At 44.4% G+C, this 20,238-nt stretch carries 24 protein-coding genes; 3 read left to right on the forward strand and 21 right to left on the reverse strand.

All coding sequences use genetic code 11. The features are described from left to right. Positions 1–54 precede the first annotated feature (54 nt). Positions 55–507 (reverse strand): SprT family protein, encoded by a 453-nt coding sequence (locus tag WA325_RS17950; RefSeq protein ID WP_059291906.1) that lies wholly within the window; start codon positions 505–507, stop codon positions 55–57. A gap of 102 nt (positions 508–609) precedes the next feature. On the opposite strand from WA325_RS17950, the gene cmpA reads away from it, so the two are divergent. Continuing rightward, positions 610–723 (forward strand): cortex morphogenetic protein CmpA, encoded by a 114-nt coding sequence (gene cmpA / locus WA325_RS17955; RefSeq protein ID WP_003225207.1) that lies wholly within the window; start codon positions 610–612, stop codon positions 721–723. Positions 724–732: 9 nt separating this feature from the next. Here the strand turns inward: cmpA and WA325_RS17960 are convergent, their stop codons facing one another. The 14 genes from WA325_RS17960 to acpS form a co-directional block, all read right to left on the reverse strand. Continuing rightward, positions 733–2,892, reverse strand: a complete 2,160-nt coding sequence (locus tag WA325_RS17960; protein ID WP_336184038.1) for a Tex family protein — start codon at positions 2,890–2,892, stop codon at positions 733–735. 105 nt (positions 2,893–2,997) lie between these two features. Beyond that, complete coding sequence (rsbX, locus tag WA325_RS17965; RefSeq protein ID WP_044161719.1) at positions 2,998–3,597, reverse strand: phosphoserine phosphatase RsbX; 600 nt, start codon at positions 3,595–3,597, stop codon at positions 2,998–3,000. Next, positions 3,597–4,385, reverse strand: a complete 789-nt coding sequence (gene sigB / locus WA325_RS17970) for an RNA polymerase sigma factor SigB (RefSeq protein WP_024120303.1) — start codon at positions 4,383–4,385, stop codon at positions 3,597–3,599. Before sigB ends, rsbX begins: the two co-directional genes overlap by 1 nt. Continuing rightward, complete coding sequence (gene rsbW, locus WA325_RS17975; RefSeq protein WP_024120302.1) at positions 4,351–4,833, reverse strand: anti-sigma B factor RsbW; 483 nt, start codon at positions 4,831–4,833, stop codon at positions 4,351–4,353. Before rsbW ends, sigB begins: the two co-directional genes overlap by 35 nt. Continuing rightward, positions 4,830–5,159 carry an anti-sigma factor antagonist RsbV gene (rsbV, locus tag WA325_RS17980; RefSeq protein ID WP_103671961.1) on the reverse strand — a complete coding sequence of 110 codons (330 nt, stop codon included), beginning with the start codon at positions 5,157–5,159 and terminating at the stop codon, positions 4,830–4,832. The genes rsbW and rsbV overlap by 4 nt, the downstream gene beginning before the upstream one ends. Positions 5,160–5,220: 61 nt before the next feature. After that, the gene (gene rsbU, locus WA325_RS17985; protein ID WP_105955158.1) at positions 5,221–6,228 is read right to left on the reverse strand and encodes a phosphoserine phosphatase RsbU; all 1,008 of its coding nucleotides are present in this window, start codon (positions 6,226–6,228) and stop codon (positions 5,221–5,223) included. 11 nt (positions 6,229–6,239) lie between these two features. Further along, on the reverse strand, positions 6,240–6,641 hold the full coding sequence (gene rsbT / locus WA325_RS17990) for a serine/threonine-protein kinase RsbT (protein ID WP_105955159.1): 402 nt from the start codon (positions 6,639–6,641) through the stop codon (positions 6,240–6,242). 3 nt (positions 6,642–6,644) lie between these two features. Beyond that, the gene (gene rsbS, locus WA325_RS17995) at positions 6,645–7,010 is read right to left on the reverse strand and encodes an RsbT antagonist protein RsbS (protein ID WP_003225190.1); all 366 of its coding nucleotides are present in this window, start codon (positions 7,008–7,010) and stop codon (positions 6,645–6,647) included. Between the two features lie 4 nt (positions 7,011–7,014). Then, a complete protein-coding gene (gene rsbRA, locus WA325_RS18000; protein WP_336184039.1) occupies positions 7,015–7,839 on the reverse strand; it encodes an RsbT co-antagonist protein RsbRA in 825 nt (274 codons plus the stop codon). A 115-nt stretch (positions 7,840–7,954) separates the two neighbouring features. Beyond that, positions 7,955–8,305, reverse strand: coding sequence for a type II toxin-antitoxin system endoribonuclease NdoA (ndoA, locus tag WA325_RS18005; RefSeq protein WP_003156187.1), 351 nt, complete (start codon positions 8,303–8,305; stop codon positions 7,955–7,957). A gap of 4 nt (positions 8,306–8,309) precedes the next feature. Further along, on the reverse strand, positions 8,310–8,591 hold the full coding sequence (gene endB / locus WA325_RS18010) for a type II toxin-antitoxin system antitoxin EndoAI (RefSeq protein WP_003225183.1): 282 nt from the start codon (positions 8,589–8,591) through the stop codon (positions 8,310–8,312). A gap of 117 nt (positions 8,592–8,708) precedes the next feature. Next, positions 8,709–9,878, reverse strand: a complete 1,170-nt coding sequence (gene alr / locus WA325_RS18015; protein WP_024120297.1) for an alanine racemase — start codon at positions 9,876–9,878, stop codon at positions 8,709–8,711. A gap of 116 nt (positions 9,879–9,994) precedes the next feature. Then, a complete protein-coding gene (locus tag WA325_RS18020) occupies positions 9,995–11,011 on the reverse strand; it encodes a LolA family protein (protein WP_082687822.1) in 1,017 nt (338 codons plus the stop codon). Positions 11,012–11,176: 165 nt separating this feature from the next. Next, positions 11,177–11,542, reverse strand: coding sequence for a holo-ACP synthase (gene acpS / locus WA325_RS18025; protein WP_336184040.1), 366 nt, complete (start codon positions 11,540–11,542; stop codon positions 11,177–11,179). 94 nt (positions 11,543–11,636) lie between these two features. On the opposite strand from acpS, the gene WA325_RS18030 reads away from it, so the two are divergent. Next, positions 11,637–12,236 carry a rhomboid family intramembrane serine protease gene (locus WA325_RS18030; protein WP_105955162.1) on the forward strand — a complete coding sequence of 200 codons (600 nt, stop codon included), beginning with the start codon at positions 11,637–11,639 and terminating at the stop codon, positions 12,234–12,236. Here the strand turns inward: WA325_RS18030 and WA325_RS18035 are convergent. From WA325_RS18035 to WA325_RS18055, 5 genes are all read right to left on the reverse strand, one after another. Beyond that, positions 12,233–13,714: a PH domain-containing protein gene (locus WA325_RS18035; protein ID WP_105955163.1), complete on the reverse strand. Its 1,482-nt coding sequence runs from the start codon at positions 13,712–13,714 to the stop codon at positions 12,233–12,235. The genes WA325_RS18030 and WA325_RS18035 overlap by 4 nt on opposite strands. Beyond that, complete coding sequence (locus WA325_RS18040) at positions 13,704–14,183, reverse strand: PH domain-containing protein (protein ID WP_305934887.1); 480 nt, start codon at positions 14,181–14,183, stop codon at positions 13,704–13,706. Before WA325_RS18040 ends, WA325_RS18035 begins: the two co-directional genes overlap by 11 nt. A gap of 183 nt (positions 14,184–14,366) precedes the next feature. Next, on the reverse strand, positions 14,367–15,851 hold the full coding sequence (cshA, locus tag WA325_RS18045; RefSeq protein WP_142389218.1) for a degradosome RNA helicase CshA: 1,485 nt from the start codon (positions 15,849–15,851) through the stop codon (positions 14,367–14,369). 423 nt (positions 15,852–16,274) lie between these two features. After that, positions 16,275–17,648 carry a UDP-N-acetylmuramoyl-tripeptide--D-alanyl-D-alanine ligase gene (locus tag WA325_RS18050; RefSeq protein ID WP_336184041.1) on the reverse strand — a complete coding sequence of 458 codons (1,374 nt, stop codon included), beginning with the start codon at positions 17,646–17,648 and terminating at the stop codon, positions 16,275–16,277. Between the two features lie 74 nt (positions 17,649–17,722). After that, positions 17,723–18,808 (reverse strand): D-alanine--D-alanine ligase, encoded by a 1,086-nt coding sequence (locus tag WA325_RS18055; RefSeq protein WP_024120289.1) that lies wholly within the window; start codon positions 18,806–18,808, stop codon positions 17,723–17,725. Between the two features lie 153 nt (positions 18,809–18,961). Here WA325_RS18055 and WA325_RS18060 point away from each other — a divergent pair, with 153 nt between their 5' ends. Further along, a complete protein-coding gene (locus WA325_RS18060) occupies positions 18,962–19,282 on the forward strand; it encodes a thioredoxin family protein (protein WP_202853092.1) in 321 nt (106 codons plus the stop codon). Positions 19,283–19,296: 14 nt separating this feature from the next. Here WA325_RS18060 and WA325_RS18065 read toward each other — a convergent pair whose 3' ends face one another. Then, complete coding sequence (locus tag WA325_RS18065) at positions 19,297–20,169, reverse strand: cation diffusion facilitator family transporter (protein ID WP_024120288.1); 873 nt, start codon at positions 20,167–20,169, stop codon at positions 19,297–19,299. Between the last annotated feature and the right edge of the window lie 69 nt (positions 20,170–20,238).

The following is a 20,238-nucleotide window of genomic DNA, read 5'->3' on the forward strand; positions in this document are numbered from 1 at the left end:
TCTCGTGACGACTTTTATAATGTAACATAGGATTGCCAGTTTCGTCAACCTTTTTTACGAAAAAATTCTTTTTATTTTCCCGCGGCATTTTCCGCATCTGTATCTGTCAGGATTCATGGCGCGTCTCTTTATATACTGTTGGCCGCAAGCCGTACATATATACCTATATGTTTTTTTGCTTTCTGTTTTTTTCTTTAGTGGCGTACAGAAGCGGGGCGCATTGACTTGCTGGAGAAGCGCTCTGAAATCTTTGTCCCTGTGCTTGTATCCTTTTCCTTCAAGGTGAAGGTGATAATGGCAGAGCTCGTGCTTAATGATGCCGATCAGTTCCTCCCTGCCGTGTTCAATCAAATATTTTCTGTTCAATTCGATGTTATGGGAGGTTAACAGGTATCTTCCGCCGGTCGTTTTGAGCCTGTCGTTGAAAACAGCCTGATGGCGAAACGGCTTTTTGAAGTATGTGTTCGAAATATCCTCTGTAAGCTTTTGCAGCTCTTTGTTATCCATGGTGCACCTCACTAAAAAAACATTGAACGGGACAATTCACTGTTCGCATACAATAGGGTAATCACCGCCCTCTTATGATAAAAGCTGAGGAGGAATGAGCCTATGCCAAATTGGCTGAAAAAGCAGATGCAAAAAGCATTCCTTGAAAAAGATAATTACCAAATTAAACTGCTGAATCAATGCTGGTATTTCTATAGGAAAAAACACTGCTCGTAAGCAGTGCTTTTATTTTACCATAGACAGTGACACTCTGCCTTTTTGTACATCGACACCGTCAACCCAAACCGTCACGATGTCACCGACTGATACAACATCAAGCGGATGCTTGACGAATTGATTGCTGAGTTTTGAAATGTGCACAAGCCCGTCCTGTTTGACTCCGATATCAACAAACGCTCCGAAGTCCACTACATTGCGCACGGTGCCCTGCAGCTCCATTCCTTCTTTCAGATCCTCCAGCTGAAGGACGTCTGTTTTCAGCAGAGGCTTAGGCACCTCATCACGCGGATCACGTTCAGGTCTTGTCAGCTGTTCACAAATGTCTTTCAGCGTAATTTCACCGATTCCCAGTTCCTTTGCTGTTTCAGAAAGCTCAAGTTTGTTGATTTTATCCTTCAATTCCGCCGTACCGACCTGCTCTGTTGAAAGACCGAACTTTTTCAAAAGCGTTTTTGTTTCTTTATAGCTTTCCGGGTGGATTCCTGTTCTGTCCAGAGGCTCTGTCCCTTCCTGCACTCTTAAAAAGCCGATACATTGTTCATAGGTTTTCGCGCCGAGCCTTGGAATATCCTTCAGTTCTTTTCGATTCAAAAACTTTCCGAGCTCTTCCCGCTTTTTGACGATGTTGCCCGCTACGGATTTCGATAATCCCGCTACATACTGAAGCAGCGCAGCGGAAGCTGTGTTGACATTTACTCCTACCTGGTTTACGACTGTCTCGACGACAAAGCGCAGGGATTCATTTAAGCGTTTTTGGCTGACGTCATGCTGATACTGCCCTACTCCTACAGATTTCGGGTCAATTTTGACGAGTTCCGCAAGCGGATCTTGAAGTCTCCGTGCGATGGATACTGCACTGCGTTCCTCGACCTGAAGCTCAGGAAATTCTTCTCTGGCAAGCTCAGAAGCCGAATAGACGCTTGCCCCCGCTTCATTGACAATCACATAATAAATATCACGCGGCGTGTCCTTCAGCACATCCACAATGAATTGCTCTGTCTCCCTGGAGGCCGTGCCGTTTCCAATCGCCACCATTTCCACTTGATACTCTTCAAGAATCGCTTTCACTTTCTCATGAGCTTCTTTCGTTTTTTTGACAGGCGCATGCGGGTAAATCACATCAATTTTTAAGACTTTCCCGGTTTCATCTGACACTGCCAGCTTACAGCCTGTTCGGAAAGCCGGATCTACACCGAGAACCGTCTTGCCTTTCATCGGAGGCTGAAGGAGAAGCTTTCTAAGGTTCTCAGAGAAAATATGAATCGCCTGTTCATCCGCTTTTTCCGACAGCTCTTTTCTGATTTCACGTTCAATGGCAGGCTGAATCAGTCTTTTGTAGCTGTCTTCAATCGTTTCCTGCAAAATTCCTTTTACAGACGTTGAACGGTTTTTGATGATTTGCTTTTCTAAGTAAGCCTCAATGTAATCTGCTGGCGGTTCGATAGACACCTTTAAAATGTCTTCTTTTTCGCCGCGGTTCATGGCAAGCACTCTGTGCGGAACGACCTTTGCGATTGGCTCTTCATACTCGTAGTACATTTCGTACACGTTTTTTTCATCTGTGTCTGCTGATTTTCCGGCAGCTGACTTGATCGTTCCTTTTTTAAAGGTTTCCTGGCGAATCCATTTTCTGAAATTCGGTTCGTCTGAGATTTGTTCCGCAATAATGTGCTTGGCGCCTTCAATGGCTTCTTCTCTGGTGAACACTTCTTTTTCTTCACTGATATATTGGTCTGCTGTTTCTGCAAGGCGGTCATCTTGCGGAAGAGTCATGATATAGTCAGCAAGCGGCTCAAGGCCTTTGCTTTTGGCGACTGTCGCTTTCGTTTTGCGCTTTTGTTTATACGGACGGTAGAGGTCTTCTACTTCCTGAAGTTTTACGGATTGGTCAATTTTGCGTTTTAATTCATCTGTTAGTTTATCCTGCTCAGCAATTAGCCTGATCACTTCTTCTTTTCGCTGATTCAGGTTTTGTATGTATTGCCATCGTTCAGAAATGGTCTGAATCTGAACCTCGTCCATTGAACCCGTCTGCTCTTTTCGATATCTGGCGATGAACGGAACTGTGTTGCCGTCCTCAAGCAGGCGGATGACGCTTTCAACATGTTTTTGTGATAAACCTATTTCTTTCGCAATTTGCTGTTTTAAAAGGGCTGACGTTTCCATGTAACCATAGCCTCCAATTTTGTCGTTCTTACTCTAGTGTAACAAAAACAGAAAAAAACACATAAAAAAAGAAGCCGGCTTTCCCAGCTTCTTTTTTCTGCTCTTCTAGGACAGTTGCCCAAGAATATATGTCAGATCGTCTTTTCTTGATGTCGTGTACATTTTCAGTGAATTAGATATCTCTTCTACCGATTGGCCTTTTTTTAAGTGGGAGCGGATATCGGGTACGTTGAGTCCATCTGTATGTATAATGAACTTAGAACCCTTTTCATAGGTAGCGGTGTGCGTTTTGTATTTTTGCGGCTTGCCTGATAAATAGCCTGAAATCGGCAGAGGATAAAAGCTTTCACCAGACGGGGAATGCAGGATAAAACGTACATTTCCGACGGAGCAGTACGTAAACTGCCTTTGTTCAAAGTTGATTTTTAAGATAGAAGCTGTCGCCCCTCTTTTGTTTCTCATCGCCTGATTACAGCGTTCGATAATGCTTTGTACGTCTTCGTTCGCATAGTTTTCCACTAAGTCTTTGATTGCTGAAGAAGATTCGTTGGCAAGCGATCCGCTTCCAAGCCCGTCAGCTACCGCACAAATTAATTCTTTATCATCAGCTTTCATAAAAAAGCTGTCGCCGCAAATGGATTTTCCTTCTTTATTCAGTTGGTATACAAGGGTTTGAATATGCTGGTTTTCTTCAACCTGGATCATTACATTAACTCCATGGAGGGATCTTCAATCAAGGCCTCTCTGAGCTTCTTCACAGCTTTGCGCTGCAGACGCGAGACGTGCATTTGAGATATACCGAGAATGTCCCCAGTTTCTTTTTGGCTTTTGTTTTGAATGTACGTTAGGTCTATGATTTGTTTTTCACGGTCTGAAAGGACATGAAGCACGCTTTGCAGCATCATTTGCTGGTTCACCCGTTCATATCCATCCTCCTGTGATCCGACGATATCGAGAATGGTAACAGTGCTTCCGTCCGCATCTGCTTCAATGCTGTGATCGACAGATAAGGCTTGATAGCTTTTGCCCATCTCCATGGTTTCAAGAACCTCTTCCTCTGATACATCGAGGAATTCAGCAATCTCTTCCACTTTCGGCGACCTTTGTGTTTCTGTCGTCAGCTGATCGACCGCCATTTTGATTCTCGGCCCCAGTTCTTTGATTCGTCTCGGAACATGAACGCTCCACGTCTTATCTCTAAGGAAACGTTTAATCTCCCCAATAATTGTCGGGATCGCAAAAGCTTCAAACGATTTGCCCACCACGGGATCGTAGCGTTTTATTGCGCCGAGAAGCCCGATCATGCCGACCTGGCGGAGATCTTCGTGGAAGCTTTTGCCCTTTGAGTATTTCTTCGCAAGCATATCAACCAGATTTGTATACACCTGCACAAGCGTTTCTTGCGCCTGTTCATCTTGTTTTGTTTGGTAATCGCTTATGAGCCGATCGACTTCATCCTTAGTTAGTTTCGTAGTTTTTGATGGTTGTGTCATGATCAACTCGCTCCCCATTTAAATACTTTGTCATCGCTACGGTGACGCCGGAGTTGTTTTGCACTCTGACTTCATCCATGAGCGTTTCCATTAAATATAGACCGAGCCCTCCTTCTGATAATTGATCGACTGTGTGTGAAGGTGTGTACGGCCCAAGATCCTGCTGCTTTTCATCAAAATCAAAGCTGTCGCCTTCATCCGCCACAATGACCTCTAAACGATCCTCGAACACACCGAATCGGATTGACACTTCCCCATTTTTGTCTTCTTTATATGCGTGCTGAACCGCATTTGTACACGCTTCACTCACTGCGATTTTCAAATCTTCAATTTCATCGTACGTATAGCCCATTCTGCTTGCGACGCCTGACAGAGTCAGCCGTATAATCCCTACGTATTCAGGCTGGGCCGGCACTTTCATTTCGATGTAATCAGCTTTGTTCTTCATTGCACTCCACCTTCTGACTTTGCAGAAATATCAATGATGTCCTTTAGACCTGTAATTTCGAACAGACGGATCAGGCGGTCAGACAGATTTTCAAGCTTGAGCGATCCGCCTTGTTTTTTCACTGTTTTAAATACACCTACAAAAACGCCAAGTCCAGTACTGTCCATGTAGCTGACATCCTTCAGGCAAATCCTTAAGTCAGCGCCTTGTTCTGCCAGAGGAACGAGTTTTTCTCTGAGAACCGGAGCTGAATACACATCAATTTCTCCTGCAATGTTTACTTGTATATCATTCACACTCTGTTTCACATCAACATTAATATTCATTCGTATCACCTCAAAGTATCCTTCAAATCACTAATTGTTGTATACCCTCGGCTGGCAAACGCTAAACCTTTCTTCTTAAAACAATTAACGTAAAATCATCGTGAAGCTGAAAATCCTGCAATTTGAGGAGGCTGTCATAAATGTTTTTGACCATTTCCTGCGCAGAGCAACACATATGTTCCTCAATGAGCTTCTGTATATCGAGACGCTCCAAGAAACCGTTTTCCGTCCTGCATTCTGTAACGCCGTCAGAAAATAAAACAATCATATCTCCCTTTTCGAGATACTGGTCAAATTGCCTGTAGTCATAATCCTGCGAGATCCCGAGAACCAGCCCTTTAGCTTCTAAATCGTAAAATGCATTGTCTTTTTGAGAATAGTAGAATCCCGGTTCATGTCCCGCTGAAGCATATGTAAATCGATGACTGTCCGTATTGTAATTGGCATAAAACATCGTAATAAACATACTGGCATCAACGTTTTGTTCAACAACACGATTCAAGTTTTTCAGCACCTGTGAAGGGTGAATGCCCGTTTCCGGCAAAGAATCCATCGCGTATTTAATCATAGACATACATAAAGCTGCCGGAATTCCTTTGCCGATGACGTCAGCAATGGCAATATTAATGGACTCTTTGTCTTTAACAAAATGGTAATAATCACCGCTCATCTGTTTGGCGGGCACACTGATCGCGCCGATGTCCAGCGCTTCTTCCTCCGGAATTTTTGTTCCCAGAAGCGTCTGCTGTACATTAGCTGCGATTTCAATTTCTGATTTAATTTCCTGCTGTATCCCTCTGAGGGTTTGATGCTCCTGATAAGCCATTCCATATCCAATCATGACTTCTATTAAAAAATCCAGCGAATGAAAAACATCTTCCGGGAGACTCGGATACAGCTCCTTCAGCACTTTTCGGTGAATGCTGATGATTTCTTCCGGAGGAATTTGATGCTCGATTGTTTTTCGGCTGAATTTTTGGGCTTGATATAAAGATGTTTCTGTTAATTCGGCTATATATCGGCTAAGCAGCTGATGGTACCGCTGCTCAATAACCTCCCTAAAATCCACTTTCTTACCTCCTACCGAAGCCATTTAATGGCTTGTATCTCTGTTCCTTCCCCCGCTACGGAATTTAAGCTAAATTCATCCATCAGCCTTTTCACGCCGGGAAGTCCTGCTCCGAGTCCGCCTGATGTAGAAAATCCATCTTCCATGACTTTACGGATATCAGGAATTCCCGGTCCCTTGTCTTCCGCTATAATTTTCAGGCCCGTTTTTCCTCTGTCTGCGACCTGTTCAATTCCAATCTGGCCCTTGCCGGCATATAAATAAATATTTCTGGCTAATTCTGATATAGCCGTTGTGATCCTTGCCTGGTCTACTGTGCCGAAACCCAGCTCTTTTGCAACGTTTCGCCCAAGCTGTCTGGCGGCCACGATATCCCATTCTGTCATGATCTTTACACAGGATTGGTCGTTCATTCGCTATTCCCCCAATTCCCGCTTCAATGTCTCAAGCCCTTGCTCTAAGTCGAGCGCCGTTTCGATTTCCTCAAGCGCAATTCCAAGTTCAATCAGCGTCACCGCAACGGCGGGCTGAATGCCGGTTAAGACAACTTTTGCGCCCATTAACTTAGACATTGTGATGACATCACCCAGCACTTTGGCGATAAATGAATCAATCATATCCACAGATGTCAGGTCAATGACGACCCCGTTTGCACCTGTTTCGTATATTTTATTTAATAAGTCTTCTTGAAAGGTTAATGCGGTTTGATCATCTAGTTCCCATTGAATAGATACTAATAAGCAATTATACAGTTTCAAGATCGGGATTTTCGGATGTCTCACAATATTATTCCCCCAATGAAACGATTTTTCGATCGGTGATTTCCAATGCTGTTTGAATTCCTTTTTGCAGGGTATTCTTAGTAATAACTTGGGATAAATCAATCCCAAGGTTAACGATCGTCTGGGCGATTTCCGGACGGATTCCAGCAAGCAGGCATTTCGCTCCGACAAGCCTTACCGCTTCAGACGCCTGAATAATATGATGGGCAACCATCGTATCGACGACAGGCACACCGGTAATATCGATCAGCACGACTTGGGAACGATGTTTGACAACGCCGTTAAGCAAATTCTCCATAATTCGTTTTGCGCGTTCCGTATCAATCGTTCCGACCAGCGGCATTACCGTTATATTTTCAAAAACCGGGATCAGCGGCGCAGAAAGCTCCTGCAGTGCGATTTTTTGCAGGGATACTGTTTTTTCCCATGAGATGGAGTACTGATTAAAAATTTCTGTATTAATCGGACTGAAGAAGCGGTCAATCTGCCAGATTAATTCCGTACTCTCTTGATCTGGCAATCTCTTATCGTTCATCTTCGTGTAGAGACGCTTCCAGAATTCAGCAAGCGCCGTAGCCAGAAACTTCAAAGAAAGTCCGATTTGGACGGCTCTCAGCGCCAGTTCGCTGATTTGGCTTTCAGCAGCGCTCTCATCATTAACAGAAGAAAGCAGAATGTCGATATATTCTTTAGATATATTTTCATAAACTTGGTCAGTCAGCTGATATAATTCTTGTTCACTTAATTCTTTTAGTGTGTCAGTCCACAATTGAAGCAGTTCATTTTGATTCTCGGCTATGAACTGATAGACAGTCTGATTCGACATCAAATTCGCTTACCTCCCGATAAAAAACAACATATTTTTTCGTTATTCCATTATTATATCGTTAATGTTTTTTGAAAACAAAAAAAGTTGCTCTATTTGAGCAACCAGGTAAATATTACTAAAAATCAATGAGTGCCAAACTGATCTGTAAGGCTTCATCAACCTTATCCATCATTTCATCATCCAGATGAGTAATCTTATCCGTTAACCTTTGCTTGTCAATCGTCCGAATTTGCTCCAGCAAAATAACGGAATCTCTTTCAAAACCGTAGCGTTTTGCATCAATTTCGACGTGGGTTGGTAATTTCGCTTTCTGTATTTGGGCTGTTATGGCTGCAACAATAGCAGTTGGGCTGAAGCGATTTCCGATGTCATTTTGGATCACTAAAACCGGGCGCACCCCGCCTTGCTCTGAGCCAACAACAGGAGATAAATCAGCAAAATAAACATCGCCGCGTTTCACAATCAAATGATTATCCTCCGCTGACTAAGCGCTCAACTGTCGTTTCAGCCTCGCACTCCGCAAAGTGAGCCTCGGAAGAAATGTTCAGGTTGATTTTCGCCATTTCCATATAGCCGCGTCTCATCAAATCACGGTTGTGACGAGTTGTTCGTTCGCTGACATAGGCTCTCACTGCTTGTGATATCAGTTCGTTTCTGCTTCGTTTCTCCCGCATCGCTACACCATCCAATTCAGCTACTAGGTTTTCGGGCAAGCTGATTTTCATTTCGGTTCTTGCGCTGGATTCAGACAAAAAACATACACCTCCACCAAACTTACGGATACGACTCTTTTATCCATCCAGTGATAATGATACCATTATTCACTCTTCAAGCAAAGCTGTTTTAAAAATTCTCTATCGTGATATGAGCTATTCGCTTGCATTCCCCTGCAATAAAGGGTTTCTTACTTCCATTATACTCCCATTTTCCAAAAACATACGGGGAACGCGGGAACTTATTGTACAAGCCACCTCGTAGTTAATGGTTTCGAGCCTGCCTGCGACCTCATCCATGGAAATATATTCATCTCCCTGGCAGCCGATCAATGTGACTTTTGAGCCTGGCGGATATTCCTGATCCAGCTCCACCATAAATTGGTCCATGCAGATTCGGCCGGCGATTTTCAGCCGTTTTCCTTTCACGAGTATCTCTGTTCCCTTTAATTGGCGGAGCCAGCCGTCCGCATAGCCAACGGGTACCGTTCCGATCCATGTGTCTTTTTCCGCTGTGTATTCGGCCCCGTAGCTGACACTTTCCCCTTTATGTACCTTTTTGACATGCGACAGGGTCGAATGCAGGGTGAATGCGGGACGCAGTTTAAACGGGATTTCATCGGTAATTTCCGCTGACGGACGCAGGCCGTACATGCCGATGCCAAATCTGACCGCGTTAAAAAAGCCTTTTTTCAGACGCAGGCCGGCGGCGCTGTTGGCGCAGTGAACCATCATTTTCTTTAAAGGCAGAGGAGCAATCAATTCTTTAAAGCGTTCAAACTGCATCAGAAAGTAGTCTCTTTGTTTTTCATCAGCAGTCGCAAAATGAGTGAAGACCCCTTTGCATTTTAAGCCCGGGTTGCGCTCCAGAATTTTCATCACGTGATGAATCTCTTCTTCTGTTTTTACGCCGAGCCTGTTCATTCCCGTATCGACTTTCAGATGAAAATGAAGGGAAGCTTTCTTGAGGTGGCGCGCAGCTTCCTGAAGCCATTCAACAGAATAACCCGTTAACGTCACGTCGTATTCCGCCGCGATTTTCACATACTCCGGAGGAACCGCGCCGAGCACCAATATAGGCGCTTTCAGGCCCCGCTGGCGAAGAGAAATCGCTTCATCCAAGATCGCCACGGCTAAGCATGAGGCACCTGACTCAAGAGCCGCCTTCGCTACTTCAGCATCCCCATGTCCGTAGGCATTTGCTTTCACAACCGCCATCAGGTGGACATGTTCACCGATGTGTTTTTTCATATTACTGACATTTTCTTTAATCGCGGACAGATCAATTTCCGCCCACGTGTCTCTGTAAAAAGGTTTTGTGCTCATTTATGACACTTCCTAGCGTTTATTCAATATCATTTACATATCATACTAAAATTATAGGGCAAAGTGAAATTCTGCCTGACGAAAAAAAGGCCAAATTTGATTCGGCCTTTAGGAGATTATTTGGATGATTGTCCCTTCATGCTTTTGGCGACTGTCACCATCTCCTCTTGTGAAAGATCTTTTGATGACAGAAGATAATCCACGCCTTCGTAAGTCCATGTTAGCGAAGCATCTGACAAAGCGCCGATTGTGTAGCCGAGATTAACCGGTTCCGCGTTCAGCGTGACTGAGGAGGACGCTTTCGCAACCTGGGCTTTTTCCTGAATTAAGGTAAACGATTTTTCTCCGCCGTAAGTCATGATGACGCGCTTGCCATCTTCCGTTGAAATATCTTTTTCCTCAAGCAGTTTTACGCCTAGCGGCAGTTCAAGCGGCGTTTTGACGGCAAAAGAGTCGGAAGGCTTCGCGCTAGTGGCGACATCCATTTGAGAAAGGGTCATATTTTTCTTTTCATCAAAGGACTCTTTGTCGAATTGCTTATTGAATTGGAAGCTGCTGAACTCTACTTTCACCATCACTTTTCGGTCGGTATCCATGACTTTGACAGATAGCGGGCTCATGTCCTTCTTGTTAAATGTGATTTCTTGTGTCGGAAGCATTTTGTTATGCTGATAGTTCGTTTTTGTTTCAAATACGTATTCTGATTCTTTTGAAGTGAAGACTGCATCCGAATCGTTTTGAATATCCTTTACAAGCGATTCAAACAAATAGACTTGGCTGCTGTTGTTTGGCCAGTCGCTTTGAAACCTGAAGCTCTTATTTAAAGACGGTGTGAGAACAAATACTCCGTTTTCATTTCGTAAAATGACTTGGTTTTGGTCCTTTTTCGGATTTTCCAGATAGACCCGGTACAGAGACGGTTTTTTGTGCCAGATTTCCACATTGTATACTTGCGGGTCACTCCCTGTCTCAATGGTCATTTTTGCTTTTGCTTTGTACGAGGTATATTCTTTCGCCTTCTCGTCCAGCCCGGTAACGACATCTTCCTGTGATTTTTGTCCGCAGGCAGAAAGAATAAGGACAGCCAGCAGTCCCGTTAAAAGCAAAACAAAGCTTTTTCTCACCTTTTTCAACCCCTTTTTCTCAATTGATGTAAAAGGAAGAAATCGCTTGTTTGACTTTAACGGTACGCTCGGTACACGGTTAAACAGAACAGAGGCGTACCATAAAAGCCTCAAACAACTCGTCTCCCTTAATGCATTATCAAATATATGAGAGGGGTGTCCCTAATATGCAGACTAGCTTGACAACCTTTCAATGACAACCTGCGCAGCCGCATATTCCTTCGTATGAGTGATTGATACATGAACGGCGGCTTGGCTCAGCTTTGCGCAAACAATAAAAGGCTTACCATTCAAATCTTTTGTCACTTCAATGTCTTGAAAACTTAAATTCTTGCCTATTCCTGTGCCAAATGCTTTCGAAAAAGCTTCTTTTGCCGCAAATCTTCCTGCGAGAAATTCAATTTTTCTTTTCTCAGAAAGCTCATGATACTGAGTAAGTTCGCCGCCTGTTAAAATACGCTCGGCAAATCGTTTCTGGCGATCGGCCATTGAAGCGATCCGCTTAAGCTCAACGATGTCTAATCCTATACCGTAAATCATGTTTTACACCCTCCTTTGCGCTTGTACTATTTGAATGGTTTGTCTCATAAACGTGTTACTATAGAAATACCAAAATGATGAAATGGGGCTCGGCATGTTTATACGGACTGAAAACTTTCAAACCTTTATCAGGCTTTATCCCGTTGTCACCTTTATATTGGCTGCTCAGGCCGTTCTCTGGCTGTTCTTTTCACTTCCTGTTCCTTCAGTCATGTTGTGGAGAGACGCTGTCACAGGCTATAACCTTGGCGTCGCTAACGGTGAATGGTGGCGGCTGGTCACGCCGATTTTTCTTCACGCAGGGTTTACCCATCTGCTGTTTAATTCAATGTCCATCTTTTTATTTGCGCCGGCTCTGGAACGAATGCTCGGAAAAGCGCGTTTCCTTCTTGTGTATGCAGGCTCCGGAATGATCGGAAACATCGGCACGTATTTTACAGAACCGCTTGATTATGTGCATGTCGGAGCTTCCGGCGCGATCTTCGGGCTGTTCGGCGTTTATCTGTTTATGGTTCTTTATCGTAAAGAGCTGATCGGGCAGGACAACTCCAAAATGATTATCACATTGCTTGCCTTTGCCGTTCTCATGTCGTTTATCAACTCCAATATTAACATGATGGCCCACCTGTTTGGACTTTGCGGCGGGTTTCTCCTGTCTTTTTTATGTGTCCAAAAAAAAGAGCGGCGGTATTAACCGTCCGCTTTTTCATATGAGTACCAGTTTAAAATGAAATCTGCATCCTCTTCTCCCACATCTCTCACCGTTAATTCTTCCATATGGCTTGACGATTTTACCGAGGTGGAAATGGTATACAGCTTCCCCTTCTTTTGAAAATAAGATTGGCTCGCTTTGCATACCTGCATTCGCTTTCTCAACACAATTGCAGTCGTTCTGCCGATAAATCTCGATGTCAGCTGGAGGCGGTCTCCGCTGATCACCCAGGCCGCATCTTTATAAGCAAGATACCCGAAAAACAATTCAATCGGCAGCAGGACAATCGAGAGATAACCCCATGGCTGAAAGAAAATACACAGCGGAATGATGAAAAAGATGGAGAAAATGGTTGAGCGGAATAAGTACCGCTTCAATGCGCGCCGCGGCAGATGGCGGCGATTTTCTTCCAGCGTGTATTCCGGCGTAAAAGTACGCAGCATGCCGGGAAGCTTTTTTTTGTGGATCATCGGAAACAGAATGGTCGAAGCGCCCTCTGCTTTTTCCGGGTCTCCTCCGCCGCCCGCGCTGACGATTGACACCGTCGCAAAACCGAAAAGCTGGCGGATGATGTTTTCTTTTATTTTGATGGCTTGTATTTTGCGAAGCGGTATGGTGACTTGGTGTTTTTCAATAATACCCCTTGAAATCACCAATTCCTGCTCTTTTTTCATGATTTGAAAGTTAGCATATTTGAACATCATGCCGGCTATGCTGAGAATCCAGGTGATAAACAAACCAATAAATATAAGGACGGCGTATATGCCTATGTTGGCGTGCTGCAGAAAGGAGAATTTTTTGAAGAGCCAATCCATCGGCAGCACCTCATCCAGCTGAGAAATAAGCGCAAATACAGCAGAGATAATCACGCCGATTCCTCCGGATGTTGAAGCGGCCATAAGTAATTCTTTTGCATTCATGCTGTAGTTCACCTGCGGCTCTGCATCCGGGAGCGCCTCTTTATCTCCTGACAGACCTTCATCGGTATCGGTTGAATTTCTTTCTGCTTTTTTCTTAAATACGGCTTCTTTGATTCTTTCAGCTTCTTCAACTGAAATAGCCGACAATACCGCTTCCGCCTCTTTGCCGCCGCCAGCCGTTTCAATTTGCAGTTTGACGAGCTTGAAAATTTGCTGGACCACACCCGCACTCGTATTCATCGTTTGAATCCGGTCAATCGATATATACCTCTTTTTCGTCACAAACAAGCCTTCCTCGATTCTGAATTCATCATCTTCGATTCGATAGGAAAACTTTCTCCATTTGATGATGCTTGCTGCCACGAGCCAGATGAACAAAACGCCGAGCGCGATGGCTCCGTAAAAACGGACAGTGTGATTAGAGTTGACGATATACACAAAAAAGAATGGCAGAATAATATTTTTTATCGTTTGAATAATGGTATGGGATAAATTCAAAATGACTGCCGCCGGGTGAAGGCGTTTCGGTTCAGACATCATCGTCAGTCACCCTTGCCAGGCGCGAAATGGAGTCTCTCAGCTGATCCGCTTCCTCCATCTCTAAAGCAGGAATCGAATGCACAGTTGCCGCCGTGGAGATTTTCACTGTCGCCAGATTGTATTTTCTTAATAACGGCCCTTGTGAGGTGTCTACGTGCTGAACCCTGACCATCGGCACGATCACGCGTGTCACAACAAAGATACCTGATTGAATATCTATTTCGTTTTCATGAACTTCATAACGCCACACTTTGTGCCGGATCTTTGGAATCAGATAAATCGTCACAACCGAACCCAGCAGCCAAACTGCGCCGAGCACGCCGCTGATCCAGTACGGCCAATGAAAAAAATAACTTAACACTGCAACTGCTATGACAATAAGCAAGCAGACAGCGGAAATGATTATCTCTTGAAGTCGCCAAACCTTTAATCCGTCTGGACTGATTTGGTTTTTTGGCTGCTCTCTCAAAATACCTACCTCCCGTTTTTATCATCGTTACTTATACGCGCTTATGCAGAAAAAGTTTCATCTTTAAGCATACATAGAAAAAACGGTTCCGTCAGCTGAAAGTTTGCTTAATGGCCATGAATTTTTGAACATAAAAAAAGCCCAAAACAACTCATGTTTTAGGCTCTTATATTCTTTACAGAATTAGTATGATTTTTTCTGGCGTCTGTCACCTGAAGAACGGCGATCGTTTGAACGCTTTTTATCATAGGAAGAACGGTTGTTGCTTTTCCCTTTACCGCCGCGGTAGCCGCCGCCTTGTCCGTCTCTTCGTTTGGAAGTGCGTTGGTTTTTGTAGCGTTTGCTGATCATCGGCGCTTCGTCCGTCAAGCGAACAGGCGTGCTGTCCGGCTCTTTTGTAGCCATTTTGATAGCCGCTGCAACCACTGTCACTGCATCATGATCTTCAAGCAGCTCAGCTGCCGCTGTCATGTAGAAGTTCAAGTTGTTTTCGCTGATTGTCGTACGAAGACGGTCAACTGTAACCTGCTGCTGGCCTTCTAACGCTTCATCAAGTGTCGGCTCTTTCATGCGGTCCATTTTGCGTTTCGTTGTTTGTTCAATTGCGCGAAGCATGCTTTTCTCACGCGGTGTGATAAACGTCATCGCCATACCTGTTTTACCTGCGCGGCCTGTTCTTCCGATACGGTGAACATAGCTTTCAGGATCTTGAGGCACGTCGAAGTTGTACACGTGTGTAACACCTGAGATATCGAGTCCGCGAGCTGCAACATCAGTTGCAACAAGTACTTCGATTGCACCTTCTTTAAATTTGCGAAGCGCAACCATACGTTTCGCCTGCGTTAAATCACCGTGAATTCCTTCAGCTGCATATCCGCGAAGGTTCAGGGCTTCTGCCAGTTCATCAACACGGCGTTTTGTACGGCCGAATACAATCGCAAGCTCAGGAGACTGAATGTCAAGAAGACGAGTCAGTGTGTCGAACTTTTTACGTTCCTGTACTTCCAAATAGAACTGCTGAATGTTAGAAACAGTCATTTCTTTTGCTTTTACTTTTACGTGTTCAGGCTCAGTCATGAAACGTTCTGCAATGCGTTTGATCGGCGCTGGCATTGTAGCTGAGAACAGAAGCGTCTGATGCTCGCTCGGCACATTTGAAAGAATAGATTCGATGTCGTCGATGAATCCCATATTCAGCATTTCATCCGCTTCATCCATTACAACAGTATTTACATTGTTTAAACGAATAGTGCGGCGGTTAATGTGGTCAAGAAGACGTCCCGGTGTTCCGACAATGATATGCGGATTTTTCTTTAACGCCCGGATTTGTCGTCCAATATCCTGCCCACCGTAAATAGGAAGAACTTTCGCACGTTTATCTTGTCCGATTTTATATAATTCTTCAGATACTTGAATGGCTAATTCACGGGTTGGTGCGATTACGATTGCTTGAATATTAGGAGACTCGGGGTTAATTTTCTCAACAAGGGGTATACCAAACGCAGCTGTTTTACCTGTACCTGTTTGCGCTTGTCCAATGACATCTTTATTTGAAAGTCCGAGCGGAATCGTTTGTGCCTGAATCGGCGTTGCTTCTTCAAATCCCATACGGTTAATTGCCTTCATGAGATCAGAACTTAATTGAAAATCTTGAAACGTTATAGTCAAATTATTCAAACTCCTTCTAATTGCTGTTTCAGTAATGTCGTGATTTACCACTTAAAAACTGCCCTCCATGGAAAAAGGACAGGATCCTTACGTATACAAAGCCCGAATTACTTTAAGTTTTATCTTACCATTACACTACTTGTTTTTCAATAACGCGGTAAGCAGATCAGCATTTTGAATGCGCTCGCTGACCTGCTAACCAAATATGCCGGACGATGCCCAATCCCGCTCCTTGTGTCCGCGGAAAACCTAAGGTCAGCGGATGGCGGTCCGTACACATATTTTCGTATCGCGAAATAAACCTGTCATTATTGTACCATAGCCTCAGCCGGTCATACATAAATTATTTCGGAGCGGCATACATTAGTGTCTGCACATCATTTTTATTTTATGATTGCAATCTGCTTTTTTTCGCAGGATTTTTTAAGAAAACGGGCTCTCCATTAAATCTTTAACGATTTCTTCAAGCTTCATACCTCTTGACGCCTTGAATAAAATCAAATCTCCTTTTGATGCTTTATTCTTCAGGGCCTGAGTGAGATCTTTTTTGTCGCTGAAGTGGCTGATGCGTTCTTTGCCAAAATGTTCCATCGCACCTTCCGCGATAAATGCCCCCAGTTTTCCATACGTAAAGACGTGGTCAATTTTGTCCGGGCTGATCACAGCGCCGCATTCTTTATGGAACGTTTCTTCAAGATCGCCGAGTTCAAGCATGTCTCCGAGCACGACCATTTTCTTCCCGTATCCTTCAAGGCTTTCTGTCAGTTGGATTGCAGCCTTCATCGACGTCGGGCTCGCATTATAAGCGTCATTAATAATAGAAATGCCGCTGTCTGTTTTCATCAATTCAAGTCTCATGCCGGTGACCTTCAGGCCGCTTAATCCTTTTGCCGCATCCTCAGGCGTGATGCCGAAATAAGCCCCTGCGGCGATTGCCGCCATGGCGTTCATCACATTATGTTTGCCTAGTATAGGGATGAAAAACGTTTTTTCTATGCCTTTGATCGTAAAATGGGTTCCCGCTTCACTCTGGCTGACATCCCGCAGCTGATAATCGTTTTCCGCCCCAGTACCATACGTTTTCGTTTGGCAGCTGTAGTCCTTTTGCAAGAGCGGTTCGTCTCCGATATAAATCAGCACACCGTCTTCTTTCAGGCCGTTGATAATTTCCAGTTTCGCTTCCGCAATGCCTTCTCTTGAACCAAGATCCTGCATGTGGGATTCGCCGATATTCGTTATCACTGCCGCATCCGGATTTGCCAGGCGGCTCAGGAGGTCAATTTCTCCTTTTGCGCTCATTCCCATTTCCAGTACGGCAATTTCTGTATCTTCTGGCATCGCTAACACTGTAAGCGGCAGCCCGATATGGTTGTTGAAGTTTCCTCCTGTTTTATGGACGCGGTACCGCGTTTGCAGGATAGTGTGAATCATGTCTTTGGTCGTCGTTTTGCCGTTGCTTCCTGTTACCCCGATGACCCGTGTGCCCAGCTCCTGTAAATAAGCTTTTGCAAGCTGCTGGAGCGCAGACAATGTATCTTCCACCAGAATCACAGCTTGATTCTCGGGCGGATTTGGTTCCGAGCGGTTCCACAGAACGGCAGACACACCAGCTTCAAAAGCCTGCGGCACAAAAGTGTGGCCGTTAAAATGCTCCCCTTTCAGCGGGATGAAAAGCTGATTGCTTTCCAGCTTTCTTGTATCTGTAGCAACTCCATGAATGACTGTATTTTCATATTGCGGGTTTGTCAGTGTGCCTTTGACCATTTCGGCAATTTTTTTTACGGTTCGCTTAATCAAGTAAGGTCCCTCTCTTTCTTTTGGTGATATACGGGAAAAGACACTGCCCTTTTACCGGCAGTGTCCGTCTTCATTTAGAATGTATGTTTAATCAATTGTTTTTCAGCGTGGCGTTCTTTAGCCAGCTCTACAAGCTGTTCAATGAGGTCAGCGTATTCAACTCCGGCTTCTTTCCAGAGAAGCGGGAACATGCTGAACGGTGTAAAACCAGGCATCGTGTTTACTTCATTGATCAGCACTTCGCCGTCAGCTGTCAGGAAAAAGTCCGCTCTGACAAGTCCTGAACCGTCAATTGATTTAAACGCTCTGATCGCCATGTCACTGATTTTCGCGTATTCCTCATCTGTTACAGTCGCAGGAATAATCAGGTCAGTGTCTCCATCCTCGTATTTCGCTTTGTAATCGTAGAAATCTGTCTTAGGTGCGATTTCTCCAACTGCAGAGCACTTAGGATCATCATTTCCGAGAACGCCGATTTCAATTTCGCGGCCGTTGATGCCTTCTTCGACTACGACTTTCCGGTCATATTGGAACGCCAGCTCAAACGCTTTTTGCAGTTCTTCACGGTTTCGGCATTTGCTGATTCCGACGCTTGAGCCAAGGTTGGCCGGCTTTACGAAGCAAGGGTAGCCCAATTCTTGTTCTACTTGCTCGCAGCTTTCTTCCGGAGAACGAGTCCAGTCTTTTTTAAGGAAGGCTGTGTATTTCGCCTGTGCAAGGCCGGCTTGCGCAAACAAATGCTTCATGACAACTTTATCCATACCAGCTGAGGAAGCGAGCACGCCGTTGCCGACATAAGGAATATTTAAAAGTTCAAGCATTCCCTGAATCGTTCCGTCCTCTCCGTTCGGGCCGTGCAGGAGTGGGAACACGACATCAATTGCTTCATTTTGCTGTGACACTTCCTGCGGAAACATTTCTTGGTTGAGAGCAGATGGAGAAAAAGCAGTTCCGCCCTGCTCAAGCTGAAGCATTTTTACGTTGGAAACAGGCTCTGTTAAACGTGCGCCTCTTATCCATTCGCCTTTTTCAGTTATATAAATTGGATGTATATCAAACTTCTCAGTATTTAGCGCTTTTGTTACAGCCAGAGCTGTCTGAAGCGAAACATTATGTTCGGCTGACTTACCGCCGTACACTAATCCTAGACTTGTTTTCAATGGATACTCCCCCCACTACAATTCATCTTTACTATCTTATCACTTTCACAAGAAAATGATCTAATTATTTTTGGGCATGCTGAAGCTGAATGCATTTGTATGTAATTCCTTTTTATTTTATATTAAAATGGCATTGAAAAGGAGATGTGACAGATGAAAAAAATCACAACAAAAGAACAATTTAATGAATTGATTCAATCTGATAAAGAAATCATTGTAAAGTTTTATGCTGATTGGTGCCCTGACTGCACACGCATGAATATGTTCATCGGCGATATTTTGGAAACGTACAATCAAAACGATTGGTACGAGCTGAATAAGGACGAGCTTCCTGAACTGGCTGAAACATATCAGGTAATGGGTATTCCAAGCCTGCTCATTTTCAAAAATGGAGAAAAAACAGGCCATCTTCACAGCGCCAATGCCAAATCGCCTGAAGAAGTGACTGAATTCTTATCAGAACATATAAGCTAATTCGATAAGCAGCCCTATTTTATGTCGTCGGGCTCTACGTGAACATGAACATGAGTGACATCGTGTTCATGTTTTATTTTGTTTTCCACCTCATCTGCGACTCCATGGCCTTCCTCTACTGTCAGCTTCGGATCCACTGTAATGACCATCTCTATATGTACTGTGCTGCCCAAGTATCGCGCTTTCACGTCCTTAAGACGATGCACATTTTCTATCCGGCCGACAGTCTGTTTATAAGGCTCAAGATCTTTCAAATGAAACCCGTCCGTTAATGAATGCGAAGCGTCTTTGAAGATATCCCAGGCTGTCTTGCAAATGATAATTCCGATAATAAAAGCCGTAACCGGATCTATCCAGGCCAGCTGCAGCTGGGACGAAAAAACACCGATAAACGCTCCGGCACTGACAAATGCGTCTGACCTGCTGTCCTTCGCCGCCGCCATAAGTGCAGAGCTTTTAATGGATGCTGCGAGTCTTTTGTTATATAAATAGATGCCGTACATAAACACTGCACTGCCTAAAGCCGTCCACGCCGCGATAAGGCTTGGCGTTTCTGATGTGCCGCCCGCAATCGCTTTTCCTCCGCCGATTAACACTTCAATTCCAACAGCCATCATAATAAAAGACGCAATAAGGGACGAAATTGTTTCAGCCCGATAATGGCCATATGGGTGGTCACTGTCAGCCGGCCTTTGGGAAATACGCAGTCCGATCAGCACCGCTATTGACGCCACAATATCTGTCCCATTGTTTAACCCGTCTGCTCTCAGCGCTTCAGAATGATACAGGATTCCGATTGTCAGCTTTACAGCAGCAAGAATGATATATGCCAAAATATTGAGGAGTGCTCCTTTTTCTCCCTTTTTAAGATTATCTGTCCTCCCCATTGAATACCAGCCTCCATTCTATTACATAGTATGGTTAAAAACATGAAAAATAGCAGCAGCGATTCTCAA

The organism is Bacillus sp. 205(2023) (assembly GCF_037027485.1).
GTDB lineage: Bacteria > Bacillota > Bacilli > Bacillales > Bacillaceae > Bacillus > Bacillus halotolerans.

Coding starts and splice junctions, on each gene's coding strand:
- cmpA (WP_003225207.1), top strand. CDS start 610: ATGCCAAATTGGCTGAAAAAGCAGATGCAAAAAGCATTCCTTGAAAAA.
- rsbX (WP_044161719.1), bottom strand. CDS start 3,597: ATGATCCAGGTTGAAGAAAACCAGCATATTCAAACCCTTGTATACCAA.
- WA325_RS17960 (WP_336184038.1), bottom strand. CDS start 2,892: ATGGAAACGTCAGCCCTTTTAAAACAGCAAATTGCGAAAGAAATAGGT.
- rsbV (WP_103671961.1), bottom strand. CDS start 5,159: ATGAATATTAATGTTGATGTGAAACAGAGTGTGAATGATATACAAGTA.
- sigB (WP_024120303.1), bottom strand. CDS start 4,385: ATGACACAACCATCAAAAACTACGAAACTAACTAAGGATGAAGTCGAT.
- alr (WP_024120297.1), bottom strand. CDS start 9,878: ATGAGCACAAAACCTTTTTACAGAGACACGTGGGCGGAAATTGATCTG.
- WA325_RS18060 (WP_202853092.1), top strand. CDS start 18,962: ATGAAAAAAATCACAACAAAAGAACAATTTAATGAATTGATTCAATCT.
- WA325_RS18030 (WP_105955162.1), top strand. CDS start 11,637: ATGTTTATACGGACTGAAAACTTTCAAACCTTTATCAGGCTTTATCCC.
- WA325_RS17950 (WP_059291906.1), bottom strand. CDS start 507: ATGGATAACAAAGAGCTGCAAAAGCTTACAGAGGATATTTCGAACACA.
- acpS (WP_336184040.1), bottom strand. CDS start 11,542: ATGATTTACGGTATAGGATTAGACATCGTTGAGCTTAAGCGGATCGCT.
- WA325_RS18035 (WP_105955163.1), bottom strand. CDS start 13,714: ATGATGTCTGAACCGAAACGCCTTCACCCGGCGGCAGTCATTTTGAAT.
- rsbW (WP_024120302.1), bottom strand. CDS start 4,833: ATGAAGAACAAAGCTGATTACATCGAAATGAAAGTGCCGGCCCAGCCT.
- WA325_RS18065 (WP_024120288.1), bottom strand. CDS start 20,169: ATGGGGAGGACAGATAATCTTAAAAAGGGAGAAAAAGGAGCACTCCTC.
- rsbT (WP_105955159.1), bottom strand. CDS start 6,641: ATGAACGACCAATCCTGTGTAAAGATCATGACAGAATGGGATATCGTG.